23 protein-coding genes are annotated in these 22,447 nt (G+C 53.6%); 16 read left to right on the top strand and 7 right to left on the bottom strand.

Features of this window, described 5'->3' with window-relative positions; translation table 11 throughout:
• The first annotated feature begins 2 nt into the window (after positions 1 to 2).
• Genes aroB through IEY39_RS06905 form a run of 5 tightly spaced genes read left to right on the top strand, consistent with a single transcriptional unit; the run spans position 3 to position 5,616 of the window.
• Entirely contained in the window at positions 3 to 1,034 is a 1,032-nt protein-coding gene (gene aroB, locus IEY39_RS06925) for a 3-dehydroquinate synthase (RefSeq protein ID WP_188929815.1), read from the top strand.
• Entirely contained in the window at positions 1,031 to 2,368 is a 1,338-nt protein-coding gene (gene aroA, locus IEY39_RS06920) for a 3-phosphoshikimate 1-carboxyvinyltransferase (protein WP_188929813.1), read from the top strand. Before aroB ends, aroA begins: the two co-directional genes overlap by 4 nt.
• Positions 2,365 to 3,360: a chorismate synthase gene (locus IEY39_RS06915; protein ID WP_188929811.1), complete on the top strand. Its 996-nt coding sequence runs from the start codon at positions 2,365 to 2,367 to the stop codon at positions 3,358 to 3,360. Before aroA ends, IEY39_RS06915 begins: the two co-directional genes overlap by 4 nt.
• Positions 3,361 to 3,419: 59 nt before the next feature.
• Positions 3,420 to 5,111, top strand: coding sequence for a L,D-transpeptidase family protein (locus IEY39_RS06910; RefSeq protein ID WP_188929809.1), 1,692 nt, complete (start codon positions 3,420 to 3,422; stop codon positions 5,109 to 5,111).
• Between the two features lie 28 nt (positions 5,112 to 5,139).
• On the top strand, positions 5,140 to 5,616 hold the full coding sequence (locus IEY39_RS06905) for a septal ring lytic transglycosylase RlpA family protein (protein WP_188929806.1): 477 nt from the start codon (positions 5,140 to 5,142) through the stop codon (positions 5,614 to 5,616).
• Here the strand turns inward: IEY39_RS06905 and IEY39_RS06900 are convergent.
• Positions 5,613 to 6,065, bottom strand: coding sequence for a hypothetical protein (locus IEY39_RS06900; protein ID WP_188929804.1), 453 nt, complete (start codon positions 6,063 to 6,065; stop codon positions 5,613 to 5,615). The genes IEY39_RS06905 and IEY39_RS06900 overlap by 4 nt on opposite strands.
• 170 nt (positions 6,066 to 6,235) lie before the next feature.
• Between IEY39_RS06900 and IEY39_RS06895 the strand changes: the two genes are divergently transcribed.
• Positions 6,236 to 6,706: a Dps family protein gene (locus IEY39_RS06895; RefSeq protein WP_188929802.1), complete on the top strand. Its 471-nt coding sequence runs from the start codon at positions 6,236 to 6,238 to the stop codon at positions 6,704 to 6,706.
• Between the two features lie 36 nt (positions 6,707 to 6,742).
• Here IEY39_RS06895 and IEY39_RS06890 read toward each other — a convergent pair whose 3' ends face one another.
• Complete coding sequence (locus IEY39_RS06890) at positions 6,743 to 9,160, bottom strand: penicillin-binding protein 1A (RefSeq protein ID WP_188929800.1); 2,418 nt, start codon at positions 9,158 to 9,160, stop codon at positions 6,743 to 6,745.
• Between the two features lie 103 nt (positions 9,161 to 9,263).
• A complete protein-coding gene (gene porW, locus IEY39_RS06885) occupies positions 9,264 to 12,431 on the bottom strand; it encodes a type IX secretion system periplasmic lipoprotein PorW/SprE (RefSeq protein WP_188929798.1) in 3,168 nt (1,055 codons plus the stop codon).
• Positions 12,432 to 12,630: 199 nt separating this feature from the next.
• On the opposite strand from porW, the gene IEY39_RS06880 reads away from it, so the two are divergent.
• The 5 genes from IEY39_RS06880 to IEY39_RS06860 all read left to right on the top strand — a co-directional run bounded on the left by IEY39_RS06880 (position 12,631) and on the right by IEY39_RS06860 (position 14,865).
• Positions 12,631 to 13,026: a hypothetical protein gene (locus IEY39_RS06880; RefSeq protein ID WP_188929796.1), complete on the top strand. Its 396-nt coding sequence runs from the start codon at positions 12,631 to 12,633 to the stop codon at positions 13,024 to 13,026.
• Between the two features lie 13 nt (positions 13,027 to 13,039).
• Entirely contained in the window at positions 13,040 to 13,501 is a 462-nt protein-coding gene (locus IEY39_RS06875; RefSeq protein ID WP_188929794.1) for a bactofilin family protein, read from the top strand.
• 96 nt (positions 13,502 to 13,597) lie between these two features.
• Positions 13,598 to 13,855, top strand: a complete 258-nt coding sequence (locus IEY39_RS06870; protein WP_188929792.1) for a hypothetical protein — start codon at positions 13,598 to 13,600, stop codon at positions 13,853 to 13,855.
• Positions 13,845 to 14,252 carry a hypothetical protein gene (locus tag IEY39_RS06865; protein WP_188929790.1) on the top strand — a complete coding sequence of 136 codons (408 nt, stop codon included), beginning with the start codon at positions 13,845 to 13,847 and terminating at the stop codon, positions 14,250 to 14,252. Before IEY39_RS06870 ends, IEY39_RS06865 begins: the two co-directional genes overlap by 11 nt.
• Complete coding sequence (locus IEY39_RS06860; RefSeq protein WP_188929788.1) at positions 14,245 to 14,865, top strand: SprT-like domain-containing protein; 621 nt, start codon at positions 14,245 to 14,247, stop codon at positions 14,863 to 14,865. Before IEY39_RS06865 ends, IEY39_RS06860 begins: the two co-directional genes overlap by 8 nt.
• A 62-nt stretch (positions 14,866 to 14,927) precedes the next feature.
• On the opposite strand, the gene IEY39_RS06855 is transcribed toward IEY39_RS06860, so the two are convergent.
• From IEY39_RS06855 to IEY39_RS06840, 4 genes are all read right to left on the bottom strand, one after another.
• Positions 14,928 to 15,440, bottom strand: a complete 513-nt coding sequence (locus IEY39_RS06855) for a GNAT family N-acetyltransferase (RefSeq protein ID WP_188929786.1) — start codon at positions 15,438 to 15,440, stop codon at positions 14,928 to 14,930.
• Positions 15,441 to 15,465: 25 nt separating this feature from the next.
• Complete coding sequence (locus tag IEY39_RS06850) at positions 15,466 to 15,603, bottom strand: hypothetical protein (protein WP_188929784.1); 138 nt, start codon at positions 15,601 to 15,603, stop codon at positions 15,466 to 15,468.
• Between the two features lie 30 nt (positions 15,604 to 15,633).
• Positions 15,634 to 16,203 carry a hypothetical protein gene (locus tag IEY39_RS06845; protein ID WP_188929782.1) on the bottom strand — a complete coding sequence of 190 codons (570 nt, stop codon included), beginning with the start codon at positions 16,201 to 16,203 and terminating at the stop codon, positions 15,634 to 15,636.
• Between the two features lie 288 nt (positions 16,204 to 16,491).
• A complete protein-coding gene (locus IEY39_RS06840; protein WP_188929781.1) occupies positions 16,492 to 17,301 on the bottom strand; it encodes an NIPSNAP family protein in 810 nt (269 codons plus the stop codon).
• A 158-nt stretch (positions 17,302 to 17,459) separates the two neighbouring features.
• On the opposite strand from IEY39_RS06840, the gene IEY39_RS06835 reads away from it, so the two are divergent.
• From IEY39_RS06835 to IEY39_RS06815, 5 genes are read left to right on the top strand one after another with little or no spacing between them, the layout of a single operon-like run.
• Complete coding sequence (locus IEY39_RS06835; RefSeq protein WP_188929778.1) at positions 17,460 to 18,176, top strand: carboxypeptidase-like regulatory domain-containing protein; 717 nt, start codon at positions 17,460 to 17,462, stop codon at positions 18,174 to 18,176.
• 43 nt (positions 18,177 to 18,219) lie between these two features.
• Complete coding sequence (locus IEY39_RS06830) at positions 18,220 to 19,938, top strand: IlvD/Edd family dehydratase (protein WP_188929777.1); 1,719 nt, start codon at positions 18,220 to 18,222, stop codon at positions 19,936 to 19,938.
• 11 nt (positions 19,939 to 19,949) lie between these two features.
• Positions 19,950 to 21,272 carry a gluconate:H+ symporter gene (locus IEY39_RS06825; protein WP_188929776.1) on the top strand — a complete coding sequence of 441 codons (1,323 nt, stop codon included), beginning with the start codon at positions 19,950 to 19,952 and terminating at the stop codon, positions 21,270 to 21,272.
• A 52-nt stretch (positions 21,273 to 21,324) separates the two neighbouring features.
• Positions 21,325 to 21,798: a hypothetical protein gene (locus IEY39_RS06820; RefSeq protein WP_188929775.1), complete on the top strand. Its 474-nt coding sequence runs from the start codon at positions 21,325 to 21,327 to the stop codon at positions 21,796 to 21,798.
• Positions 21,799 to 21,812: 14 nt separating this feature from the next.
• Positions 21,813 to 22,280: a hypothetical protein gene (locus IEY39_RS06815; protein ID WP_188929774.1), complete on the top strand. Its 468-nt coding sequence runs from the start codon at positions 21,813 to 21,815 to the stop codon at positions 22,278 to 22,280.
• The last annotated feature ends 167 nt before the right edge of the window (positions 22,281 to 22,447 follow it).

Here is a 22,447-nt window from a genome sequence, read left to right as displayed (position 1 = left end):
TCATGAATAAACTACAGTATACCTTCTCGGGTAAGACGACTACCTGGTACCTGGATGCGGATTTCGGATATTTAGCCAAACTTGTAGATAAAGACCACACGGTATTGATCACCGATGAGCATCTTTTTGCTGCGCACCAGAAGCGGTTTGGCGGTTGGAGTACTATCGTCATCAATGCCGGTGAGCAATATAAGGTGCAGGCGACGGTCGACTCCATCATCGAACAGCTGATCGAATTGGGTGCGGACCGGAAGACCACGCTTATCGGTGTCGGTGGTGGCGTCGTGACGGATATTACGGGGTATGTCGCTGCGATCTATATGCGTGGTCTGGCCTTTGGCTTTGTTCCGACCTCGTTACTTGCGATGGTAGATGCGTCCGTCGGCGGGAAGAACGGTATCGATGTGGGTGTCTATAAGAATATGGTCGGGACGATAAGGCAGCCGCAATTCCTGCTCTATGATTATGCGATGCTGAAGTCTTTGCCGAAGGAAGAGTGGGTGAATGGGTTTGCGGAGATCATCAAGCATGCGGCGATCAAGGATGCGGCTTTGTTCCGCGAATTGGAGAAGAACAAGCTGACCACCTACCAGAAGGATAAGGCTGCGCTGGCCAAGCTGATCAAACGAAACGTGGGTATTAAGGCGAAGGTGGTGGAAAAAGACGAGTTCGAGCGCGGGGACCGGCGGTTGTTGAATTTCGGGCATACGCTTGGGCATGCTATCGAGAACCTTTATGAACTTTCCCACGGGCAGGCGATCTCCATCGGGATGGTTGCTGCCAGTATGATCTCCGAGGAGTTTACCGATTTCAAAGAAACGGACCGGGTCATCGGGGCGTTGAAAAGATATGGGTTGCCTACGCTGGCGGCATTCAATGCGAAGGAAGTGATCAATGTGTTGCGGATGGACAAGAAGAAAGTGAAGGAATCGATGAATTATGTTCTGCTGAATAAGATCGGGCAGGGTGTTGTCCGGACGATACCCCTGGCGGAACTGGAAAAACTGGTACAATCAATTATTACTGCAAGATGATTACGACTATAGAGCCTTCGGCGTTGAGCGGGGCTATCCTGGCGCCGGCGTCCAAGAGCAGTATGCAGCGGGCCTGTGCGGCGGCGTTGTTGCGGGCAGGGGAGACGGTGATCCGTCATCCGGGATATTCGAATGATGATAAGGCGGCGCTTGGGGTGATCAAGGATTTGGGGGCGGAAGTGAGTGAACTGGCTGATGGGGCGTTGCGGGTGAAGAGCCAGGGTGTGGCGCCTTCCGGAGAGCTGGAAGTGAATTGTGGCGAGAGTGGGCTGGGATTGAGGATGTTTGCGCCTATTATTGCGCTTAGCGAAAAAGCTATCCGGGTGAAGGGCGAAGGCAGCCTGCTGAAACGGCCGATGGATTTTTTTGACGAGGTGTTTCCGCAATTGGGTATCCGGGTGGTGTCGAATGGCGGGAAATTGCCGTTGGAGATACAGGGGCCGTTGCAGCCGCGGGACATCGAGATAGACGGGTCGTTGAGTTCGCAATTCCTGACGGGTTTGCTGTTTGCTTTTGCGGCGGCGGGCGCGGGTGAACGGGGTGTTGCGATCAGGGTTCGTGATCTGAAGAGCAAACCGTATATCGATCTTACCCTACAAGTGATGAAACATTTTGGCTGGGAGGTGGAGAACCGGGGATATGCCGAGTTTCGGTTCCCGGCGGAGCGTCGTACCGGGGAGCCGGAGTACACGGTGGAGGGTGACTGGAGCGGCGGGGCGTTTCTGTTGGTTGCGGGCGCTGTTGCCGGACCGATCGTCGTGCGGGGGCTTGATGAATGGTCGACGCAGGCGGATAAAGCTATTTTGCAGGCGTTGTGTGATAGTGGGGCCACGCTGGAGATGCGGGGAGAAGAGATGCTGGTGGGGCCGGTGGATGGTGCGGCTTCGGGGCCCGCGCGGGCGGGATTGAAGGCTGGCGGAGCAGGGCCGGTGGGATTGAGGGCCTTTACGTTTGATGCGACGGATTGTCCCGATCTGTTTCCGCCGCTGGTGGCGCTGGCTGCTTATTGCGAGGGGGTGACGGTGATCAAGGGGGTGAGCCGGCTTGCGCATAAGGAAAGCAATCGCGGGCTTACTTTGCAGGAAGAGTTTGGGAAGATGGGTGTAAGGATCGAGCTGGATGGAGATTTGATGCGGGTGCATGGGGGGCAAGGGGTGAAGGGAGCGACTGTCCATTCCCGTCATGATCACCGGATCGCCATGGCCTGCGCTGTGGCTGCGTTGAAGGCTTCGGGACCGGTGACGATCGAGGATGCGGAGGCCATTGAAAAATCCTATCCCGACTTTTACCGGCATGTGGCGCAATTGGGGGGAAAAGTAAATATTGAGCTATGAACACTTTTGGCCGGCTATTCCGGGTCAACATTTTTGGTGAATCCCATGGGGAGAGCGTAGGCGTCAATATCGACGGTTGTCCGGCGGGGTTGTCGCTGCCGCTGGAAGACTTTTTGCCTGATCTGGAAAGACGCAAGGGCGGGATGCAGAAGGGGACGACACCCCGGAAGGAGGATGACCTGCCGATCTTCAAGAGCGGGCTTTTCAACCAGGTGAGTACGGGATCGCCCATTACCATTCTTTTCGAGAACAATAATACGCGGAGCGGGGATTATGAGAAGCAGCGGGCCGTACCCCGGCCGGGTCATGCGGATTTTGTCGCGCATACCAAATTTGGCGGTTTTGAAGATTATCGTGGGGGTGGGCCTTTTTCCGCCCGGCTTACGGTGGGTCTTGTGGCTGCGGGGGTGATTGCGAAGAAGCTGCTGGGGGGTGTACGGATCACTTCGTCCATTCTGGAGATTGGCGGCGAAGCCGATCTGGATAAGGGGTTGCAAAAGGCCATCGATGCCAAGGATTCCATTGGCGGCATCGTGGAATGCCGGGTGGGCGGACTGCCCATCGGGCTTGGCGAGCCTTTTTGGGACTCCGTGGAGTCGGTGTTGGCGCATGCCGTATTTGCCATCCCGGCGGTGCGCGGGGTGGAGTTCGGTACCGGCTTTGCGGCGGCCCGGATGTTTGGCAGCGAGCATAACGATGCCATCGAAGACATGCAGGGTCATACGCGGACCAATCATGCGGGCGGGGTAGTTGGAGGCCTCACCAATGGCAATGAGCTCGTCTTCCGCATCGCGATAAAGCCTACGTCATCCACGCCAAAGGAGCAGCGGACCCTCAATTGGGAAACGGGACAGCAGGAGGCCTTTTCCGTCAAGGGGCGACATGATCTATGCGTCGCTTTAAGGGCACCGGTGATCCTCGAGGCTGTGACGGCCATTGTATTAGCAGACCTCTGGTTGCTGGAGCAACGTATCCCGCGAGTGGTGAAATAACCAAAAAATAGTTGTTTGCACTCAGAAATATTAGCCGGTTGTATTATATTGGGCCGCATATGAACTATCGAAAGCGAAGCGTCCTTTTCTTTCTTCCGACAGTATCGTTGATGGTGATGTTGATGGCCTGCAACCCGCAGGGCAAAAATCGGCGGATGGATAAGGACGACGTGAAAACCCCGGGTCAGACGAGCGCACGAGTTGATATCGACGGCGATTTGAAGACCATGCTTGAATCCATTGCGAACAACGGCGACAAGCTGAACGATTCTACCGTCCTGGTATACCGTAAATTGGTGGACAGCGTCTATGACAACAACGGATATACCGCCATCTGGAGTGATAAGCAACGGTGGCTGCCGGCGGGTGATAGTCTCTTATCTTTTATCGAAGGTTGTAAGACCTATGGGTTGTTCCCTACTGACTATCATTTTCCCTTACTTGCTTTTTTCAAACGTGTTGTGGTTGAGGATACCCTGGCGCGGAAGAATGCCGCTATGTGGAACAGGGCCGATGTGCTGCTGACCGATGCTTTTTTTACGTTGGTGAAGCATCTCAAGCAGGGGCGGCTGGACTATGACAGTGTCACATTGCGGAGGGATTCGGTATTGCCGGACAGCATTTTTACCAGGACGCTGGCTACGGCGCGGCAGTTTGGGGTCAGGGGGGCGCTGGACAGCCTGGAGCCGCGGCATCCGGGGTATGACTCGCTGAAGGCGTATCTTGGCGATTTTCTTGCGGGGGCGCATTTCCGGAAGCTGACCTGGCTGGACTATCCCTATAAGGATTCGGCGGTGTTCTATACGGCGCTGATGCGGCGGCTGCAGGAGGTGGGCTATATTGACAGCGCGGTGACTATTGCCGACACGGCGATGCTCACGGGGGCCCTGCGTAAATACCAGGAGAACAATAAACTTAAAGTGACGGGGAAGGCATCGCAGGAGACGGTGTCGATGATGGACAATTCCGATTGGGAGAAATTCAAACGCATAGCCATCAACCTGGACAGATATAAGCTTTTACCTGACACCCTGCCAAAGACGTATGTATGGGTGGACCTTCCTGCCTTTAGCTTGCAGGTGAGGAGCGATGATACCGTCGCCCTGGAATCGAAGGTGATCGTCGGTGCGCCCAAGACCCGGACCCCGCTGCTGACCAGCGAGATCTCGAATTTCGTCACGTATCCCCAATGGACGGTGCCGAACAGTATCATTTTTAAGGAAATGCTGCCGGCCATCAAGCGCAATGTCGACTACCTGCGCAAGCAGAACCTGATGGTGGTGGATGATAACGACAGTGTGCGGGACCCGCTGACGATCAATTGGAAGCGATTGAATAAGAATAATTTCCCCTATCAACTGAAGCAGCGCCAGGGCGACGATAATTCATTGGGGGTGATGAAGTTTAACTTTAAGAACAAGTATGATGTGTATCTGCATGATACTAATGTCCGTTGGATGTTCGATAAGACGTTCAGGGCGTTGAGTCATGGTTGTGTCCGGGTGAAGGAATGGCGGAAGTTGTCGGCTTTCCTTATCCGTAACGATACGATGCGGTATCATCCCGATACGTTGAAGAATTGGATCTCCCGGCAGGAGAAGCATACGGTGTGGGGTTTTTCCCGGGTTCCGATCTATTTGCGGTATTTTACAGCGGAGGGAAAGAAGGGGAAGATCGTGTTTTATGATGATATTTATGGGGAGGATAGGGCGCTGAGGAACAGATATTTTGGTCAGAAACCAATTTATTGAGTATTTTTGTGTGTTATAAATCCAACACATGAAAACCCGACTTCTCGCCTGTCTGTTCCTCCCCGTGGCGGTCTTTGGCCGCGAGGAGAAGCCTACCAAAGATTCCACGATGCACCATGATGCGTCGCACAAGGGGCATCACAAGCCGGCCCCGGAGAAAGTGCAAATTGGGGTCGCCAGTTACTATGCAAATAAATTCGAAGGGCGTAAGACGTATACCGATGAGATCTTTACGCAGCAGAAACTGACGGCGGCCAGTAATACGCTCCCCATGCATACCTGGGTGCGGGTGACCAATCTTCACAACCATAAGTCTGTTATCGTCCGCATCAATGATAAGATGAATCCCCACAACAAGCGGCTTATCGATCTGACCCAGGCGGCCGCCACGCGATTGGGTTTTGCCGGCCAGGGGCTTACCCGGGTGCGGATCGATGTCCTGGGTAAAAAGAGGCCGCCGGACGCCGAGGACGAGGTGGCGGTCCGGCAGCCCGGGCAGGATTAAGGCTTCATTTTCTTGTAAACACTGATCTCGCCGCTGGTAGACACCCGCAGGAGATAAGTCACTTTTGGACGGGCCAGGGTGACGAAGTAGGACAACCCATCATTTTCGTCGGTATATTCTATGGCGTCGGTGACGACTCCATCGGTGTATTGTTTTTTCAGACTTACCTGGACATTTATAGGCAGGTCGTTGCGCCCAACGGTGCGGGTGGTGGCCATGGGGTTGCCGTCGTTGTCGTAAAAGGCTTGCAGCTGCAGGCCGTTCCAGGTGAAGTTGACTTCTGTGTATAGTCCCTTAACTTTGCAATGGATGTCGGTAGCCTGAGGATACTGATGATAGAAATTGGCGGCGCCGACAAAGGTAGGATCATTTTTTCCTGAAAGCGGAGTGGCATAAGTGTTGCCGATGATAGTCAATAAGAGTATAACGGCGATAGATAGGTGCTTCATGATTATTTGTTTTGATGAATAGAGGCCAATGCAATGCCAAAAAGGTTGTGTGATGTAAGATGTTGATTGTGAGCGGCGTTAACTTTTTCGTCACAAATGAGAGTGTTCGGTTTCGGACGATCGGTTGTACGGTAACAGGACAAATGCATTTTAAACTTAAAAATAAAATTATGAAAGCAAGCATTGGCATTACGCCCGCAAATCTTCAGGCTGTAGCATCCGAATTGAGCAAGTTACTGGCAGATGAATTTCTCCTGTACACCAAAACGCGGAATGCACACTGGAATGTGGAGGGGCCTGATTTCCATTCTATGCATATCTTTTTCGAGGGGCAGTATGAACAGCTGGATGATGTGATGGACAGCGTTGCGGAAAGGATCCGTCAGTTGGGGCATTATGCGCCGGCCACGATGCAAAGCTTTCTTTCGCTTACGCACCTGACGGAGAAACTCGGTGAGCGCAATGACAGCAAGGGTTTTATCCATGAGCTGTTGACGGACCATGAGAATGTCATTATTTTCCTGCGGGAAAATATCAACAAGTTCGGCAATGATTATGGTGATCTGGGTACGGCTGATTTTATCACAGGGCTGATGGAAGAGCACGAGAAGATGGCGTGGTTCTTACGCGCGCATTTGTAATAATTAAAAGCGAAACGCCCCTGACGGGGCGTTTGCTTATTGGTCATCTTTTTTTCCGAAGAGGCGTTTGAAGAAGCCGCCTTTCTTTTTGGGGGGCTGAGGTTTTTTATCGGCGTCGGTGACGGTGATGCGCACCGAGCCTTCTTTGCTGGTTCGGTTTGCTTCCTGGAGGACCTTTTGTTCATCGGGGGATAGCTTGGAGTCGACAGGCACTGTTGGCGGGCTGGTATCGAGGTATTGGTTGGCCTTGCCATTACCCTGGTTGCCGCCTTCGGCGCCCGGCGGGGCGACCTTCTCGATGTTCATGTAGTCATACATCATTTCCTTGCGCATATTCTCCGGCTCGATGAATTTGGCCTGGCGTTCGATGCCGAGGGTGCGGTCGGTCAGCACCTTGGCGAAGAAGTATTCCCAGATGGGGCGCGCCGCCTGCGCTCCGTAGCCGAGGCCGCTTTCGAGATGGATGAACCTATCGTCGCAACCTATCCACGCGCCGGCCATCAGTTGTGGGGTATAGCCCATGAACCACGCGTCGGCATTGTCGTTTGTCGTGCCCGTCTTGCCACCCATCTCGGAGAGGCCCAACCGGTTGCGCAGGCCCGCGGCCGTGCCGAAGTCGACGGGACCCTGCATCATGCGGGCCATGGTATAGGCGGTACCCTGGCTGATGACCTCCTTGCGTTCGGTGTCGAAGCGCTGGAGGACATTGCCGTTCTTGTCTTCGATGCGTAAAATATAAAAAGGTCTCGTGCTAAAGCCGCCGCTGGGAAACATCGTATAGCCCCACATCAATTCGAATAATGAGAGGTCGCAGGTACCCAAAGCCATAGAAGGATAAGGGTCGATCTTTGTCGGGATGCCGATCTGTTTAACGTATTCCGCGAAGCGCTTCGGTCCTACTGTCTTCATGATGTATGCTGCAACACCATTGATGGACCAGGCAAGACCGGAAGCCATCGTCATAGAGCCACCCTCATGCTTGTCGGGCCGTGCGGGGACATAGCCAAAGCCAGGGAAGTATTGCTGGCTCGTCTGGCATTCCGTCTCGGGCGTGAAGTTGTAGTCTTCGATGCCGAGGCTATAGAGGAAGGGCTTGATCGCACTGCCGACCTGGCGCTTGGTATTGATGTTGACGTGGTCGAACTTATAGGTTTTGAAGTCGATGCCGCCGACCCAGGCTTTTACCTGTCCGGTGATGGGGTCCATGACCATGAAGGCTGTTTGGAGCATGGCCTGGTGGTATTTGATGGAGTCGAGCGGGGTCATCACGGTATCCTTTTCCCGCTTGCTGTTCCACGCAAAGATCTTCATGGGAACGGGTCGATCGAAGGTCTTGCGGATCTGCGCGTCATTGAGCCCATCGTCTTCGAGGTTGTGCCAGCGTTCGCTGTTGCGCATGGCGGCTTCCAGGACGTTGATGTGATCTTTCCAGATGAGCCCTTTGCGGATGTCGTACTGCGCGCTGAGGTTGTGTTGCAACATGGGCAGAACCTTGGCTACTGCCTCATCCGCATAGATCTGCATGCGTGGATTGATCGTAGTGTAAATTTTCAACCCATCCGTATACAGGTTATAGGGTTCGCCGGTGGCGGGGTTCTTGTGTTCCTTGCACCAGGCTTGCAGATAGGTGCGGAGGACATCGCGAAAGTAGGGTGACAGGCCGTTGTTCTCGTCGACTTTTTTGTAGTTGCTGAGATCGATGGGCTTTACCTTGAGTTTTGCGGCTTCGGCATCCGTGAGGTAGTTGTTCTTCACCATCTGGCTGATGACGACGTTGCGCCGTTCGATGGCCATCTTGGGATTCTTACGGGGATTATAGAGCGTATTGCCTTTTAGCATCCCGATGAGCACGGCGGCTTCGTCGACGGAGAGGCGATCGGGTTCTTTCTGATAGAAGGTGCGGGACGCGTTGCGGATGCCATAGACGTTGTCGCCGAAAGGCACTTCGTTGAGGTAGAGGGCGAGGATCTCCTGTTTGGTGAAATTGCGTTCGAGTTTTATGGCGATGATCCATTCTTTCAGCTTTTCGATGAAACGCCGGACGAAATTCTTCGACCCCTGATCGAGGAGGTTCTTTGCCAACTGCTGAGTGATGGTACTGCCGCCGCCATCGCGGCCGAGCTTCAGGACGGCGCGCATCACCGAATAGCCGTCGATGCCGGAGTGTTCATAGAAGCGTTCGTCCTCGGTTGCGATGAGTGCATTGACGACATTGGGTGAGATGTCCTTGAACTCGACATTGCTGCGATTGCCCTTGTCCTTGTAATATTTTCCCATCGGGGTCCCGTCTTCGGCGAAGACTTCGGTTGCCAGCGTGATGGAAGGGTTCTCCAGCTCTTTCAACGACGGCAGGGAGCCGAAGACGCCCAGGTTGATGAGGATGAGGAAAAGGATAAAGGCCCCCAGTCCATAAAAGAAGGCCTTCCAGAAGAGATGAATGAGTTTGGACGACATATGCAATATAGTTGTAATAAGTTGTTTTCGGGTGGCGGGCCCGAGTTCGCAAGGTAGGGCTTAGTGTGTTAATTCCTTTCCAAAATTTGGGTAGGCGGGGCGGCTAGAATATGGTTGGATAGGCGGCCGAAAGGAATTTACGATAGGCGGGCATATCCTTGTTGTCCAGCAGTAAGTTGAGGTTGGAGGTGGAGATGATCAGGAAGGTGTACTTGCCTGCGGGCATCCAGGGGACGATCTGCCTTGGAGCCAGCGCTTTTACGTTCTTGTAATATTCCAGGGCGTCGTTTGCATTATCAAATTTACTGATGATCACCAACTTCAACGAATCGCTGAGCGCGGCATTCTCCGTCTTGAGGGACTTGCTGTAAAAGGTTTCGATGTTGTAGCGGTTGAAAGCGTTGCCAGCTTCTGAAACGTATACCGGGTCTACCTTATCTAGGACCAGGATCACCGCATGGGGCTGATCCGGAGTGAGGGAAAATACCGAGTTAAGGGTACGCAATTTTGCGGCCAATTGAGTGGAATCGGCCTGTAATTTCTGTACTGCCGCCGCGATGGAGTCCGCTTTGTGTTTCAGGATAGCGGATTGGACGGAATCGGCCTTTGCCTGCAACATGGCTTTTTGCAGGGAATCCTGGAGGCGATGGAGGCTGGCCAGCCGATCGGCATCCATATTGATCTTAGTGAGGCTGGCGGTGTCGGTTTTGAGCTTGTCGCCGGGGCCGGCCACGGTGGGTTTTTTGACAGGGACTTTCACCAGGAGGTTGGAGTCGTTGCGGACCAGGCGGGGTCTGCGGTTGGCGGCGGCCTGTGCGGCGGTGTCGAATTGCGGGGCTACGACCTCGTCCTCTGTTGCCCGGGTGACCTGCAGGCGGGTGAGGTATTCTTCGATCTGCTTTCGCCGGCCGAGGACATCGAGCATTCTGGCTGCCTTTTCGGCCATGGGGGTCTTTGGCCACTTAGTGGTGATGCCGGTGAGTTCGATCCGGGCCCGGGCGTCCTGCCGGGTGTGGATGAAGTAAACGGATTCTATGTAAAGCAGCTGCGGGGTCCAATACTTGTCCCCGTAGAGGCTGTCGGCTATGTTCTTTTCTGCGAGCGCTTCATCGAACCGTCCTTCTATAAAGTCATTGTAGACCTTTTCGTATTGTTGGGTCGCCCTGGCTTTGAGGCTGCCCGGTCCTTCCGTGGCGGAGTCGGGGTTGGCGAGCCGGGCGGTGAAGGCGCCGGTGGGATAGGTGCTGTTGAGCAGCGCGAGGATGCGCCGGGCATTTTCTTCGTCCCCCAGTTTTTTATAGCAGTAGTAGAGGTTGAACAGGGTTTCCTGCCTGCGGCGGGTGTCGGGGAATTTCCCGAGCAGGCTGTCGTAGGCATTGATGGCAAAGACGTAATCGGGTATCCCGTCCTGGTAGGTGCGGCCGAGGGTAAAGAGGGCGTTCTCGACGGAGTCCATCGACTTCTTCATTTTCTCGGGTGTCAGCGGCAGGTTGGCCAGCAACGATTTGAAGTCGATGGTTGTCAGGCTGATGGCGCGGGTGGCGCTGTCGGACAGATCGGGGGCGCCTCTTGCGCCGCTGCGGGTGGCGAGGCTGTTCCTTGCGAGAGCGGCGACCTGCCAGTTGTCGACATTGGGCCGGTTGCCCCATTTTTCCTTGAAGGTGGAATAGCCTTTTGCTTTTATGGACTGGTTGTCGAAATACCAATCGGCGCCGCTGCTGGCGGCGAAAAGATCGGGGGTGGTGTTGCTATTGTTGAGCGGCGAAGGGGAGAAACTGCTGTCTGCTTCATCGCGGAGGCCTTGTTGCCGGCGGAGGGTACGGACCAGCTTTTTGATATAGGCGTCCCTTTGTGCGGGTGGCAGGGCGGCGATGCGCTGGAGGCTATCCTGGCGATCGAGGACCTGTAACTGCCGGACGAGGATGGCGAGGGCCGCTTTGCGGTCGGTCAGCCAGCTGATGTCGCCGAGGGTCTCCCTGTCGGCGGCGGTGAGGTTGAGGCTGTCGTAGAAGTTCTTTGCCGAGCGATAGTCTTTTGCCTCAAAAGAGAGATTGGCTAATTGCAGGAAGGCCTTATTGCGCTGGTTATTTGTCGAACCGACAGAATATTTTATGCATAGGCGCAGGTCGGATACGGCGCCGGGCTTGTTATTCCTTTCCAGCTCCATCTGCGCAGCGGTGAAATAGATGATGTCGCGGTAGGATTCGTAGCGATCGCGATGCGCCATTTTTACCAGGGCCTGGATATTATGGGCGATATAATCTTCGCCGCCCTCCTTATTCTGACGGATGGCGTTGAGGCGGGCATAGATCTCGAGAACGGGGTTATAGGTGTGGTTGACCGTTTTCTCGTACCAGGTTTTTGCCAGGTAGCTGTTGCCGGTTTTTTCGTAGAGCTGGGCGATGAGGTATTCCCAACGGGCGGTCTCTTCGCGGGTTTCGGCGGCGGGCAGGGCTCTTTCCAGGTAGAAGGCGGCGCTGTCGTAAATATTTTGTTTATAGAACCAGAGGGCCCTTACCTCCTGCAGGCTGGGTTGGAGCCGGGGTGGGAATTGGGGGTCGTGGACCAGGATCTCGATGAGACCCGAAGCCTGGGGGAACTCCTCTTTTGCGATGTAGGTGCGGATCTTCCAGATGAGGGCGTCGTTGCGGCTTGGGGGGGTGGATAAGACCTTTTGAGCGATGTTGGGATGCTCTTTTGTGGCGACCTTATCGGCGCTGGTGCCTTCGTCCTTGTTGTAGTTGCTGCCGATGGGCTGGTCGTTGCCTTCTTTATCCTTTGGGGCGAAGGCCCAGTTGAGGAACTGGAAGGTGATGAAGGCCGAGTCGAAATCTTTTTTCAGGTAGTAGGTTCTGCCGATGAGCAGGTAGAGGTTGTCCATCCAGTCGTCGCGGGTGTCGTGGATGAGGATGCCCATGGTACATTTATAGATGACGGAGTCCAGTTCGCGCTTTTGGCTGGCTGTTGCGTCGAGGCTATAGTTGTAGAAGGGCAGGAGCCGGGTGTAGTCTTCCTTGAAAGCGGCCTTGGCCCTGGCCATGATCATATCCAGCTTTACGTTGGCGTTGTAATAGTAGTTGTAGTGGGTGATGGTGTTCTGGATGAAGCGGCGGACCCTTTTGATCTTATGGCCGTTGTTGGAGTTTTCGGAGGCGAGTGTGCGGTTCTCCCATTTTTTTGGCTTGACGAGGGTATAGTCGACGCCCTCCTGGGCGAATGCGGCCAGGCAGCAGGAAAAGAATACTCCGAATAGCCAAATCTTTCGAGCCAAGATGATCGAGATTGAGAAACCAGTCCGCAATTAACCAAGCGGGCCTCCAGCCCGCCGGCCGAAGGCCAATCATTAGCCGTAATGCGGCGGTGATTTAAATTGCAAATAAAGCGCCGCCGCATTACAATTAACTCTTTTTAGGGAAATTTATTTTATTATCTTTATTGCGAAAGACCAAGATTGTACCAATTAATCCTGTATGGCCAGATTTGATGCCAATTCCACCTTAAAGCGTCTGCAGAACCGCTACCGCCTGGTAGTTATGAACGATGATACGTACGAAGAGGTGGTCACCTTTAAGTTGTCGAGGCTGAGCGTGTATACCCTTCTCTGCACGATTTTTGTACTGTTGACGGGGCTGACGGTAGCACTGATCGTTTTTACCCCGTTGAAGCTGTATATTCCCGGATATGGGGATGTGAATAATACGAAGGACCTTCGTGAACTAAAAATACGGACGGATTCGTTAGAGCAGCAGGTGCGGTATAAGGATCAGTACCTGGAGAGCATCCGGAATGTGTTGCAGGGGAATACGACGGTGAAGCTGGATACGACGACGTTGAAGATCCCGAAACCCGAGAAAATAAACGACTAAAATCCATATTTATATGTTTAACGGTAAGACCAAATCTGATTCATTTGAGGTGGGCGGAGCAGCGCCCGTGAGCGCGAGCGCCAGCCTGATCGGCGCCGGCACAACCATGAAAGGGGACATCACCAGCAACGGCGATCTGCGGATCGACGGGACCCTGGTAGGAAACATCCATTGTTCGGCAAAGGTCGTCATCGGCGCCAATGGCAATGTCCAGGGCGATATCAACGGCCAGACGGCGGACATCATGGGGAAGGTGACCGGGACGATCAAAGTGAAGGATCTGCTGCAATTGAAGGGCGGCAGCTTCATGAACGGTAATATCCAGGCTTCCAAATTGCAGATCGAGCCTACGGCGAATTTCAACGGGGAGTGTCATATGACGCCTGCCGCCGCGGCTACGAGCAGTGCGCCTGCCTCGAAGTCTACGCCGGAAATCAAGAAGGAATTCAAAAATGCAGACACCGCCATAGCGTAGCGGGCGGTTCACTGAGGCCTTTGAAGAGACATTAACATGCGAAGTAATCCGCCATTGCGTAGCGATGCGGATCGCCGAGGCATTTGAGAAGACATCATGAAACGAGGCAAATCGCCCCAGCCTGATGGTGATGATGAAGGTGGAGCCGCCCGCCGGCGGGAGCTGATCCGATGGGCGGGATTGTCGACGGAAGTGGTTGCTTCCGTAGGGGTATCCGTATGGCTGGGGGTGAAGGCGGACAAATGGTTGAAGCTTTCTTTTCCAATCCTTTCCTGGGCGTTACCTTTGCTGGTAATCGTAGTCCTGCTGATCAACCTGGTCAAAGCGGGTACGAATAAGAAAAATGGAAAATAAAGTCAGTAGCAGGCCTTTTCTGCCTATTCTCATTGTATTCATCGTTTCCACCCTTTTTATTGTCCTTGCCCGGCCGCTGCTGGCGGAGGGAAGGTTTGATTTCCGGGTCCTGTTGGCGGGCAATATCCTGCTATTCGGGGTGACGGTAATTTCTTTTTACTTGTATACCAGCGCGTTGCGTAATAATAATGTTCATGCTTTTGTGCGTACGATGTATGGCAGCCTGTTGGTGAAGCTTTTTGCCTGCCTGTTGGCTACTTTGGTGTATGGCTGGATAGCGGGGCGGGGTGTCAACAAGAACGGAATATTCGGCTGTTTTGGCCTGTATATGTTGTATACGTGGCTGGAAGTGAGGATACTGGTGCAATTGAATCGGAAACCCGCGAAAAATGTCTAAGAAAGAAGCTCCGCTCGATTATTTGCGCCGCTGGATACCCGAGCAAGCCGCTCCGTTGATTCTGGAGTATCTGAACCATTACAATGTTCATCTGACCATCACCCGGGAGCGGAAGAGCGTGCTTGGCGATTACCGGCATGCCACGCGTACCAGCAATCACCGGATAAGCGTCAACGGCAATCTGAACCATTATTCTTTCCTGATCACGCTGATCCATGAATTAGCGCACCTGGTGACCTTTATGGAATGGGGCAACGGGGTCAATTCGCATGGGAAAGAATGGAAAGGGATCTACCGGAAGATGCTGGAGGAATTTATCCGGCTTGCGGTTTTCCCAAAAGATATTCTTGCCGCGCTTAAGAAGAGTCTGCACAATCTTCCTGCGAGCAGCTGTGCGGATGAGGATCTGATGCGGGTGCTCAAAAAATATGATGAGAATACGGGGGAGCTGTTGCTGGTGGAGCAAATACCCGAGGGTGGGTGTTTTAGCCTCGAGGATAAGCGGGTGTTTCGCCGGGGGAAAAAATTAAGAAAGAGATACCAGTGCCTGGAGATAGCGACCGGCAAATTGTATTTATTCAGTCCGATCTATGAGGTGAGGCCGGCTTCGTGAGGGGCTGGGGGTGAGGTGAGGCCGGCGTCCTGAGGGGCGCCGATCCCAGGATGACGGCGGGTCTACAGGTCTTTCAGCATCCAGACGGTGCAGCCATAATGGCCAGTATTGCCCAGGGGTCCGGAGAGGTAGCGGAACCCAAATTTTTCATAAATAGCTACGGCTGTGCCAAATTCCGGCATCGTCTCGAGATAGAGTTGTTTGTAGCCGTATTGCCTTGCAAATTCCACACATGCTTCTATGAGCCGTTTGCCTGCGCCCATGCCCCTGGCGGAGGGGTGGAGGTACATCTTTACCAGTTCGGCAATGCCTGTTGGCAATCCGTTGGAGGGGTAGACTCCGCCGCCGCCTATGATCTGGCCGTTGAACAGGGAGACATGATAACGGCTGCCGGGAGTCTGAAAGCTGCTGTACATATCGTCGATGGCGGCGTCGTAATAAGCTGTTCCGGGTCTGTTTTGACCGAATTCGGTGAGGGTGCCGCGGATGATGGCGGCTATGACCGGGTTATCCGCAGGGAGAATGGCGCGGATGCTGATGGGGGAGATGCAACCTGGGTCCACTATGTTATCCATAGGGCGAAACTAAGGCAAAAACGCTTTAGCTCAGCAGGGCGATGACTCCATAGAGGATGGCTATGGAGACGATGAGGATACCGATGAACGGCCTGTCTGCGTTCTTCATTGAATACTCCGTTTTCTTTGGGTGAATACCTTGATAACGGAGGGAGAAAGGCAAATAGTATGCCTGAGAATAAAAAGAGTTTTGTTAAAAAGTGTTTTGCAGGAGGTGTTTGTTTTGGTTTTTGCCTAGCAGGGAGAAAGTGTCCTGCGTGCAGTAGTAGATGGCGGATTTGTCGGGGCTTTTCGCCAGGCGGCGGAAGCCGGCTTGTTCGAGAAGCGCAACCCTTGGGTCCTGGGGACCAACGAAGTTGACGCGGGTGACGATGCGTTTGATGCTGCGATAGCCGAGCAGGGCGTCGATGCAGGTCCGGATGGCCGGGAGGTTCATGGGGTCCTGCCGGTTGGCGTAAAAGCAATAGATGCCAATGGTGCCCGGTTTGGACATATAATCGGCGGCGAGGTCCATCTGGACGGGCGGATGCACTTCGAGCAGGAGCAGGAGGCGATCGTTGTAGAACACGAGATAGGCGCCGTAGGCGTCGTCCGTCTCCATACTGTCATAGATCTCCCATAGTCCTTCGTCGGGATAGAGCAGCTGAAGCGGGCCATAAAATTCCTGGCGGAACAGTTCGCGGACAATGGTCCTGTCGGTCTCTTTGCAAATGGGGCGTACTGAGAAGGGCCCCTTCATAGGCGATGAGGTTATAGTCAACATGATGCAGATGGTTTAGACAGCAGACGTTTAAATTTTGTCGTGCAAATTTGCTACCCATCGGACCTTAACGAATGTGCTGGTTTTTTACGGGCGAGTGGAGTCTTAACCGATAATAGTGTAGTGCAATGTGGAGTACAGGGTGCGAAGATGAACTAAATTTTGAGATAATAGAAATTTTATAGATGTCAAAAACCACTTCTTCCAATAAATTGTAAGAAATGGTAAGTGTTAACTTGTACCTGTGGCGGCGTTTTGGGGACCTGGGTGGTAAAAAAGGACAAAATGGGACTAAAGGTCGGAATAGGGCGCCGGGTGCAGGAAAACGATGTCGATGTGTGAAACGTTGTGCTGGTATTGCGGGTCGGCCACCAGCTTTTTCCAGACGGAGTCGGCGCCGAAGTCTTTCCAATGTTGCTCACGGGAAGCCATATTCTCAAAACTTGTCATATACATGAGATTGGGCATATGGCTGCCGGCCAGGACGCTGGCGTAGAAGACCGCGTGAAAGCCAAGCCGGGAAAAGAGGGGGATCTCGCCGCCGGCGTTGAACATCTGTACTTTGTTGTTGAAATACTTTTCTGTGGGGCCCTCATAGCTGCGGAGCTCGTAGACCTTTTCGGCGGGTGAGCCTTGCAGGGAGCCGGGGGCTGCGTGGTGCGGCATGTCGGGGAAGGCCTGCAGGAGTATTGTTTCGATGCGGGCATAGGGCGGGTCGTCATGGGTGGCATCGAGATAGTCCTTGCCATCGGCGAGATAGCGGGCATCTTTGAGCAGGGCGGCGGAGAGGCCGGTGTATTGTTCCAGGCTTTTTAATGGGATGAGCACATAGATGCGACGGATGGCGGCCGTATCATTTCCGATGGGTTTGAATACCCCCACATCGGGAATGCCCTGGCGATGCAGGGCAGGGAGGAGCGCAGCCTGCAGGTAGTTGTCAACCCTTGTCTCCTGCTGTGCGTTCTTCAACTGATATATGCGGATGGAGTAGTATTCCTGTTTGGCGGCAGGGGTAGCCGAAGTGTGGAGGGGCGTCGGGATTGGGGTAGCGGAAATGTGCAGAGCAGTTAATAAAAGGGTGGCGATTAATATCTTTGTCATTATTTAATTGTTTAATATGATTGGGTCTGCCCCATTGGACCGGATAAATGTAGAATAGTATCCCTGTTTTAACAAAAACTTGAAGAGGGTAGGGCAGGCTAATAAAAAAATTAGTCCTATTTTCACCAATTCCTGGCTAATCTATGCGTGGCTAATCTATGCGGTATATAACTTGTCTTTTTCTACTATGTTTGCTTTCCTGTCTGCGGAGCAGAGCCCAGCAGTTTCTGACAGGGAAGGTTTATAAGGAGAACAGTACGGAAACGCTTCTTTCCGTGAGCATCCACAACATTACCCAACAGCGTTATGATCTCTCCGATGAGGATGGCAGCTACCGGATACAGGCGGCTCCGGGCGATCATATTGCGTTTTCGTCGGTGGGTTATAAGGCAGATACGATAACGGTGACGACTTCGATGCTGACGGCGGCTTATCCCGTTTATATGGATGTGCGGCCTCAGACGTTACAGGCCGTGCGGGTTGGGGAGCTGAGCAATTACCAGTTGGATTCGGTCGACCGGCGGAAGGAATATGCCTGGGTCTACGGTCATGACAATACACCGCGGATGGCGAAGGACCGGCAGGGCGCCGATGGGGTGGGGGTGACGCTGAATATTTTCCGCAATACCTCTTCGGCGGCCAAACAGCGCATCCATTTGGAGAAGCGGCTGGAGAAGGAAGAGCAGGATTATTATGTCGATTTTCGCTATAACAAGGATTATGTCTCCAAGATCACCAAGCTGAAGGGTGATTCGCTTACCGAATTCATGCGGCGATACCGTCCCTCTTACGACTATTGCCGGCGGGCGGCCAATGTGGATATTCTGGTATATATCAGCGATAGTTACAAACAATACATGAAAGGCGACAATTGATTTCCGGGTCCGGTTTTTGGTCGGCTTTGGCTATATTTATCCCATGAAAGAACTCAGAAGCCGAAGTTGGTTTGGGAAGACCGATAAGATGGGGTTCATCTACCGCAGTTGGATGAAGAACCAGGGGTTTCCCGAAGATCTTTTTGATGGCCGGCCGGTGATAGGGATTTGCAATACCTGGTCGGAACTCACTCCCTGCAACGCACATTTACGGGATATTGCTGAGGTTGTCAAGCGTGGCGTTTTCGAGGCCGGCGGTTTCCCGCTGGAGTTTCCCGTCATGTCCCTTGGGGAGACGCTGCTGAAGCCCACGGCCATGCTGTTCCGGAACCTGGCCAGCATGGATGCCGAGGAATCCATCCGCGGTAATCCTATCGATGGAGTAGTGTTGTTGACCGGTTGTGACAAGACCACGCCTTCTACTTTGATGGGCGCGGCGAGTGTGGACCTGCCGACCATTGTCGTACCGGGAGGCCCGATGCTGAATGGGAAATTCCGGGGGATGGACATCGGGTCGGGGACGCATGTCTGGAAGTTTGACGAGGAACGGAAGAAAGGACAGTTGTCCGACGCTGACTACCTGTATGCGGAGAGTTGCATGTCGCGGAGCGCGGGTCATTGTATGACGATGGGTACGGCATCCACGATGGCCTGTATGGTCGAGTCGTTGGGGCTGACGCTTCCGGGGGCGGCGGCGATCCCTGCAGTCGACAGCCGGAAGAAGGTGCTGGCGCATCTTTCGGGCCGCAGGATCGTTGAAATGGTGAAAGAAGACTTGAAGCTTAGCAAGATATTGACGCAGCGCGCTTTTGAGAATGCGATCAAGGTGAATGCAGCTGTTGGCGGTAGCACCAATCTCATTATTCATCTTACGGCTATTGCGGGTCGTATCGGGGTGCCGCTGGAACTGGCGGATTTCGATCGGCTTGGAAGCGGGATACCGCTGCTGCTCAATCTTATGCCCTCGGGGAAATTCCTGATGGAGGACTTTTATTATGCGGGTGGTCTGCCGGTGATCCTGAGCGAATTGCGTGATGTGCTGGACATGGATGCGCTCACGGTGAACGGTCGCACGCATGGAGAGAATGTGCAGGGCCGGGATGTCTGTTACAACCGGGAGGTGATCGCCGCGGTTGAACAGCCGCTGATCGAGCACGCGGGTATAGCGGTGTTGAAGGGCAACCTGGCCGTCAATGGCGCCGTCATCAAGCCTTCTGCCGCGACACCCGCGCTGATGCAGCATCGCGGCCGGGCCGTCGTGTTCGAAGATATCGAAGACTATCACCGGCGGATAGACGATCCGGGATTGGAGATCGATGCTTCTTCTGTGATGGTTTTGAAGAACGTGGGGCCGGTTGGTTACCCTGGTATGCCTGAAGTGGGCAATATGGCCTTACCTAAGAAATTGTTGGAGCAGGGAGTTACCGATATGGTGCGGATCTCGGACGGGCGGATGAGCGGGACGGCTTATGGAACGGTTGTGCTGCATGTCTCGCCGGAGTCGGCCATCGGCGGGGTGTTGGCTCTTGTGCAGAATGGGGATTGGATAGAGCTCGATGTGGAGGGGCGGCGGCTGCACCTGGATGTGTCTGATGCCGAACTGGAAAGGAGGAAGAAGGCCTGGGCGCCACCGGTGGTTTCGCAGGCGGATAGAGGGTATGTCCAGCTATATCGCAAACACGTACAGCAAGCCCATGAAGGGGCTGACCTGGATTTTTTACGAGGTGGTTCGGGCTCGGAGGTTACGAGGGATTCACACTAGACTAATTGTTTATGCATTTACTGCTTGTTCTTTTTGGTATCCTGTTATTAGTGGCGCTTATTTCCTGGGGGAAGGTGAATGCCTTTCTCAGCTTTCTTGTCGTCGCGATCATTACCGGGCTTTTATTGGGTATTCCTATCAACAACATTACGCAAGCCGTGTATAAAGGCATCGGCGACACGCTTGGGCAGCTGGCCATTGTCATCGTGCTTGGCGCCATGCTTGGGAAGATAGTCGCCGAGAGTGGGGCTGCGCAGCGCATTGCCACGACGATGATGAATGCGTTTGGCGAGAAGTATATCCAGTGGGCGCTGATGATCACGGGTTTTATCATCGGCATTCCTCTTTTCTACAATGTGGGGTTTGTGTTGATGGTGCCGCTGATCTTTTCGGTGGTGTATCAGTACAAGTTGCCGGCGATCTATATCGGGCTGCCGATGCTTGCCGCTTTGTCGGTGACGCATGGTTTTCTTCCGCCGCATCCTGCTCCGGCTGCGCTGGTGGGCCAGTTTCATGCCAACATGGGTAAGACGTTGTTGTATGGGATGACGATCGCCATCCCGGCGATCATCCTTGCCGGATTGCTGTATTCGCGCACGTTGAAGAATGTGGTAGCGCGGCCGCTGGAGGGTCTGGTGGCGGCAGACAAGCCTGCGGACCAGTTGCCGGGTATTGGTAACAGCCTGCTTTGCAGCCTGTTGCCTGTGGGGATGCTGATGCTGACAACGATTCTGGGGCAGCGGATGTCTTTGTCCGCGAAGTCCAGGGCGGTGTTGGATTTCTTTAACGATCCGTCGGTGATCCTGCTGATGGCCGTCGGGCTGGCTACGTGGTTGCTTGGGCTTCGCCGGGGGATGAAGATGGCGAAGGTGATGCGCATCTATGAAGAGGCGGTGAAGGATATCGCGATGATCCTTCTCATCGTGGCGGGGGCCGGGGCGCTGAAGGAGGTATTTACGGCCAGCGGGGTCAGCAAGGAGATTGCCAATGTGCTGCAGGGCTGGCCTATACATCCGCTGGTGCTGGGCTGGCTGATAGCGGCCATTATCCGGGTGTGCCTGGGATCGGCGACGGTGGCGGGCCTGACGACTGCGGGGATCATCCTCCCGCTGATGAACCGGCTACATGTAGACCCAAACCTGATGGTGTTGTCCATCGGTGCGGGCAGCCTGATGTTCTCGCATGTCAATGACGGGGGGTTCTGGATGTTCAAGGAGTATTTCAACCTGTCTTTAAAGGATACAATAAGGTCGTGGTCGCTGATGGAAACCATTGTATCCGTGGTGGGTCTTATTGGGGTTTTATCGATAAATTATTTAATGGTTTTCCTCTAATATTAGCTAAATTTAGCATATCCCCGCCGTCCGGGGGTGAAACCTGACTATTTTGGAGCAGACTATTACAAAGGATATTTTGAGGAGAGAGTTGCATACCGGTGATCGGTCCGTCGCAGAGATGCTGTATACGCGGTATAGTGGGATGTTGTTCTCTTATATCCTGCAGTTTGTACCCGATGAGAAGGAAGCCGCTACCCTATTAGTGGACATTTTTTCCCGCCTGACACCCAAACTGCAGAACGGCTTCGACTCCCATCTCAGCGTCTATTGCTGGTTGCAGGTAGAGTCGAGGAAGATCATCCTGGAGCACTTACATGAGACAACGAAGGAGGGTGGACAGACCAGGACCTATTATTTTTCTCTATTGGAAGATGCCCCGCCGGAACATCAATGGGTATTCCGGGAGCTCTTTCTGAATGGCCGGAAAAAAGAGGAACTGGCTGCCTGCTCGGGTAAAGACCTTGCGTACATCAGCAAAATCCTTCGGGAGTGCCTGGTTATGATCAGAAAAAACCTTGGGTGAATATAGAGTTATATATGCAAAGCGGCATTGTCGAAAGCTATGCCTTGGGTTTGGCTACCCCGGAAGAGGTGGACGAATTCGAGCAGTTGCTGCCGCATTTCCCGGAGTTGAAGGAGGCGTTGTCGGATTTCGAATACCATTTGGAGCTGTTTTCTATCGATCATGAGATACCACCGCCGCCTGGTGTCCGTGTGAAGATAGAAGAGCGGATCAGGGAGATGCCGGATGTCCGGCGGGCGTACAGGCGGGGTTATTACCGGAGGCAACATGCGGAGTATGTCCGGGCGGAAGTAACCGACCCTTATATCCGGGTGCACAAGGTCTGGCGGACGTGGTTTATTATTTTCTGTATTGTTTCCAAGATCTTTTTGGGGTTGGCTATTTATTATTTTGTCGAGTACCGGCATGCGCAGGGGGAGGTGTTGCAATTGCAGCGGCAGCTGGACAAGACGCAGGGCGCCAGCGGTGGCGCTGGAAAATAAATTTTGGACATTGGATTTTGGCCATTAATTTTGGGCCCGCAATGAAGAATTACAGACAACATCATCACCATCATGTGTACTTACCGTAGGTAGGCCGGTGATGTTTTGTCTAAAACATAAAATTACTAAAGGGCTTACCGCGAGGTAGGCCCTTCTTATTTTAAATA

The organism is Puia dinghuensis, from assembly GCF_014642875.1.
In the GTDB taxonomy this organism is placed as follows: Bacteria; Bacteroidota; Bacteroidia; order Chitinophagales; family Chitinophagaceae; genus Puia; species Puia dinghuensis.
The sequence above is the reverse complement of the archived record's forward strand: the minus strand, read 5'-3'. Positions and strand labels throughout refer to the sequence as shown.

Bases quoted from the DNA above. Each gene is read 5' to 3' on its own strand.
- aroB (WP_188929815.1), top strand. From the start codon at position 3: ATGAATAAACTACAGTATACCTTCTCGGGTAAGACGACTACCTGGTAC.
- aroA (WP_188929813.1), top strand. From the start codon at position 1,031: ATGATTACGACTATAGAGCCTTCGGCGTTGAGCGGGGCTATCCTGGCG.
- IEY39_RS06915 (WP_188929811.1), top strand. From the start codon at position 2,365: ATGAACACTTTTGGCCGGCTATTCCGGGTCAACATTTTTGGTGAATCC.
- IEY39_RS06910 (WP_188929809.1), top strand. From the start codon at position 3,420: ATGAACTATCGAAAGCGAAGCGTCCTTTTCTTTCTTCCGACAGTATCG.
- IEY39_RS06905 (WP_188929806.1), top strand. From the start codon at position 5,140: ATGAAAACCCGACTTCTCGCCTGTCTGTTCCTCCCCGTGGCGGTCTTT.
- IEY39_RS06900 (WP_188929804.1), bottom strand. From the start codon at position 6,065: ATGAAGCACCTATCTATCGCCGTTATACTCTTATTGACTATCATCGGC.
- IEY39_RS06895 (WP_188929802.1), top strand. From the start codon at position 6,236: ATGAAAGCAAGCATTGGCATTACGCCCGCAAATCTTCAGGCTGTAGCA.
- IEY39_RS06890 (WP_188929800.1), bottom strand. From the start codon at position 9,160: ATGTCGTCCAAACTCATTCATCTCTTCTGGAAGGCCTTCTTTTATGGA.
- IEY39_RS06880 (WP_188929796.1), top strand. From the start codon at position 12,631: ATGGCCAGATTTGATGCCAATTCCACCTTAAAGCGTCTGCAGAACCGC.
- IEY39_RS06875 (WP_188929794.1), top strand. From the start codon at position 13,040: ATGTTTAACGGTAAGACCAAATCTGATTCATTTGAGGTGGGCGGAGCA.
- IEY39_RS06870 (WP_188929792.1), top strand. From the start codon at position 13,598: ATGAAACGAGGCAAATCGCCCCAGCCTGATGGTGATGATGAAGGTGGA.
- IEY39_RS06865 (WP_188929790.1), top strand. From the start codon at position 13,845: ATGGAAAATAAAGTCAGTAGCAGGCCTTTTCTGCCTATTCTCATTGTA.
- IEY39_RS06860 (WP_188929788.1), top strand. From the start codon at position 14,245: ATGTCTAAGAAAGAAGCTCCGCTCGATTATTTGCGCCGCTGGATACCC.
- IEY39_RS06855 (WP_188929786.1), bottom strand. From the start codon at position 15,440: ATGGATAACATAGTGGACCCAGGTTGCATCTCCCCCATCAGCATCCGC.
- IEY39_RS06845 (WP_188929782.1), bottom strand. From the start codon at position 16,203: ATGTTGACTATAACCTCATCGCCTATGAAGGGGCCCTTCTCAGTACGC.
- IEY39_RS06840 (WP_188929781.1), bottom strand. From the start codon at position 17,301: ATGACAAAGATATTAATCGCCACCCTTTTATTAACTGCTCTGCACATT.
- IEY39_RS06835 (WP_188929778.1), top strand. From the start codon at position 17,460: ATGCGGTATATAACTTGTCTTTTTCTACTATGTTTGCTTTCCTGTCTG.
- IEY39_RS06830 (WP_188929777.1), top strand. From the start codon at position 18,220: ATGAAAGAACTCAGAAGCCGAAGTTGGTTTGGGAAGACCGATAAGATG.
- IEY39_RS06825 (WP_188929776.1), top strand. From the start codon at position 19,950: ATGCATTTACTGCTTGTTCTTTTTGGTATCCTGTTATTAGTGGCGCTT.
- IEY39_RS06815 (WP_188929774.1), top strand. From the start codon at position 21,813: ATGCAAAGCGGCATTGTCGAAAGCTATGCCTTGGGTTTGGCTACCCCG.